The sequence below is a fragment of the Oleiphilus sp. HI0125 genome (genome assembly GCF_001635355.1).
The window spans coordinates 1-405 of the sequence record NZ_LWGF01000558.1; the positions used below are offsets into that span (position 1 = coordinate 1).

At 46.9% G+C, this 405-nt stretch carries 1 protein-coding gene; it reads left to right on the top strand.

Translation table 11 applies throughout. From position 1 onward, the window contains the following. The coding region (locus tag A3762_RS07010; RefSeq protein ID WP_156493312.1) for a DUF927 domain-containing protein at window positions 1-405 on the top strand (405 nt) is incomplete at both ends.

Consider the following 405-nt stretch of genomic DNA (forward strand, 5'->3'; position numbering starts at 1 on the left):
CGATGCACATGCTGGCAACGGATTGTGCAGAGCTACGCCGTGAGTTATTGGATATGGGATTAAAGCTCGACACTAATAATCGACAATCATTGCCGAGATATCTGCAATCGTTTGAACCAATAAAACGCATGACCTCAGCGAGCATAACAGGCTGGCACAATGAAGATCTTTTTATTCTACCGACCCGAAACATTGGTCATGGCGATGCGATATTCCAAAGCGAATATGCAACGTATGACGATTATGTTGTCAGCGGCACGCTTGAACAATGGCAACAATCTATTGGTGCACTGATGACGGGAAACCCGCTTTTACAGCTGGCAATCGGAGCCGCACTATCTGGACCCCTGCTCTACCTGATAAAACGACAAGGCGGAGGTTTTCACTTTTATGGTGACTCCAGCA